Below are 2,524 nucleotides of genomic sequence, written 5' to 3'. Positions count from 1 at the left end.
CTGAATGTCGCTTCCTCGCAATGCCCAATCCCCCTTTCGCGGCCAATGTAATGGCACAGTTCTAGGGGGGAAGGACAACTTTCCTCCTGCAGTCGTTTCAAGCGAGACCAGCAAGCGTTACGCGACAGACCTATCGCGTCGCCCAGCTTTTCAACGCTTTCGTACGCATTTTCCTGAGCTCTTGTCAAAATACGTCTGTCTATTTCATCAAGTCCATAGCATTTCCTGGGATAATCTCCTGTATTCGGTTTATTTTGGCAAAAATTTGGGAAAAATTTAATCATAGCACATGACATTTTAACTTTGAGGCCAATCGAGAAGTATTGGATATTTAAGCGTATATTTCTGGACCATTCAAGCTCCGCGGATGAGACATATTTCGAGCGCATGATATTTGCGACGAAGTTTTCATTCACCCTTGGGGTTGCGTGTCTGATGGCGATCGTACACGCATTTATTCCATGCCTGTTCGAAAAATCAGCAAGCGCAGTCGTTGCCAGACTGTATGCCAAAACCTCTGTGCGGAGTATTGATGAACCGACCGACGCTAAAAGCGCCTAAACAGCGACTTGACGCATGAATAACGTCAGCACCCAGAAACCACACGGACTTACCCATGGCCAAAACCTCCCTTCCCATCCTTGAGCAACGCCGCATCGAAGCAAATATCATCAAACCGATCTATGAGGAGATGGTGGATAGACTAGGCGAAGTGCAGGCCTCTGAAATTCTTGGAGCAGCGATCATCAAAGACTCGGTTGCACATGGAAAAGCCTACGCGGACGGCAAGGGTCAGGAAACCACTCTTGAGAGTTTCCACAATCTGTTGCCGCAGTGGAAAGCGAATGGAGCACTTGAGGTTGAGATGTTGAAGGAGACCGAGACCGAGGTCCACTACAACGTAACCCGCTGCAAATACGCAGAATTGTATCACGAAATGGGTATAGGTAAGATTGGCTCTTTGTTGTCGTGCGCCAGAGATGGCACCTTTTGCAAAGGCTATAATCCAAATATCGAGTTGGACAGAACCCAGACGATCATGCAGGGGGCTTCTCATTGTGATTTCAGGTATAGATTTTCGAAAGGAGACTAGGTGAATTCAACATCTGAACTGATCCAAGTGAACGCTGATCGCCTCTGGCAAAGCCTTATGGACATGGCTCAAATCGGGCCTGGTCTCACAGGAGGGACCAATCGTCAGGCGCTCACCTCTGAAGATGGGGAGGCGCGCCAGCTGTTCCAACTCTGGTGTGAGGTGGAAGGTTGTACGGTCGCCATTGATCGGGTTGGCAATATGTTCGCTACGCGGGACGGCATCGATCCAACGGCCTTACCAGTTTACATCGGATCACATCTCGACACCCAACCAACCGGCGGAAAATTCGATGGCGTGTTAGGCGTCTTGGCAGGGTTGGAAACCATCCGCACGCTCAACGATCACGATGTCCAAACCCGGCGTCCTATCGTTGTCACGAACTGGACCAACGAAGAAGGGTCGCGATTTGCGCCGTCCATGATGGGCTCCGGTGTTTTTGCGGGCAGATACGATGAGACATGGGTTTATTCCAGAGCAGATTCCGAGGGTCTTCTCTTTGGAGATGAACTTGAAAAGATCGGGTTTCTGGGCTCCGAAAAGTTGGGCCAGCGAAAAATACATGCCTATTTTGAACTTCATATTGAACAGGGGCCAATATTGGAAAGAGAGCAAACTGATATCGGCATAGTCACCCACGCCCAGGGCCTCACATGGCTAAAGGTTCATTTGACAGGCAAGGAAAGCCATGCGGGTGCAACACCAATGCCTGGGCGCAGGGATGCGGCAATGGGTATGGCCAGACTGATCCAGTTGGTTAATGAGATCGCACTGCGCCACGGGTCAAACTCGGTAGGGACAGTAGGCCAGATGGATATTTATCCGAATTCAACCAACACCATCCCAGGGGGCGCAACATTCACAATCGACTTCCGCTCGCCTTCATCAAAAGCCTTGTCTGGAATGGTTGAGCGGTTTTTGGATGAGGCAAAAAGTATCTGCGCTGACAGCAAGGTCGAGGTTTCAACCGAAGTTCTTGGCGGATTTGAGCCGGTTACCTTCGACGAAGGTTGCATCGATATGGTGCGTAAAGCCGTTGATGCGTTTGGATATAAAGCGTGTGATATCGTTTCGGGCGCCGGCCATGATGCCTGCTCGGTAAATGGGATCGCTCCCGCCACGATGATCATGTGCCCTTGCGTTGATGGTCTCAGTCACCATGAAGCAGAAAACATCTTGCAGGAATGGGCAACCGCAGGAGCAAATGTCCTGATGAACGCAACGTTCCAAGCAGCCGATAGCCTGTGAAACGGAAGAACATTTCATAAACACGAAAGCGGCCATCTATGAACACCGCAGCACCAGTTGCTTTGGGCTCCAGAGCCGACCTAGGCTCAGGACTCATAACCAGTAATGACCCAGCCCCCTAATCCGGGCCGTTCAGGTGTAGAATCCGTTCCTGTTTCTTTCTGTTGTTATGGTTGCGGTCAA

At 50.4% G+C, this 2,524-nt stretch carries 4 protein-coding genes; 3 read left to right on the top strand and 1 reads right to left on the bottom strand.

From position 1 onward, the window contains the following. The coding region (locus Q1A75_RS23650) for an AsnC family protein (protein WP_299593463.1) at positions 1-284 on the bottom strand (284 nt) is incomplete at its 3' end. A gap of 19 nt (positions 285-303) precedes the next feature. On the opposite strand from Q1A75_RS23650, the gene Q1A75_RS23645 reads away from it, so the two are divergent. The 3 genes from Q1A75_RS23645 to Q1A75_RS23635 are packed head-to-tail and all read left to right on the top strand — an operon-like array spanning position 304 to position 2,341. Then, a complete protein-coding gene (locus Q1A75_RS23645) occupies positions 304-561 on the top strand; it encodes a DUF6356 family protein (RefSeq protein WP_366142234.1) in 258 nt (85 codons plus the stop codon). A gap of 55 nt (positions 562-616) precedes the next feature. Further along, positions 617-1,093, top strand: a complete 477-nt coding sequence (locus tag Q1A75_RS23640) for an L-2-amino-thiazoline-4-carboxylic acid hydrolase (protein ID WP_299593466.1) — start codon at positions 617-619, stop codon at positions 1,091-1,093. Beyond that, the gene (locus Q1A75_RS23635; RefSeq protein ID WP_299593469.1) at positions 1,094-2,341 is read left to right on the top strand and encodes a Zn-dependent hydrolase; all 1,248 of its coding nucleotides are present in this window, start codon (positions 1,094-1,096) and stop codon (positions 2,339-2,341) included. It begins immediately after the preceding gene. The last annotated feature ends 183 nt before the right edge of the window (positions 2,342-2,524 follow it).

The sequence above is a fragment of the uncultured Tateyamaria sp. genome (assembly GCF_947504105.1).
Lineage (GTDB): Bacteria > Pseudomonadota > Alphaproteobacteria > Rhodobacterales > Rhodobacteraceae > Tateyamaria.
This window is presented reverse-complemented; position numbering and strand designations above follow the sequence as displayed.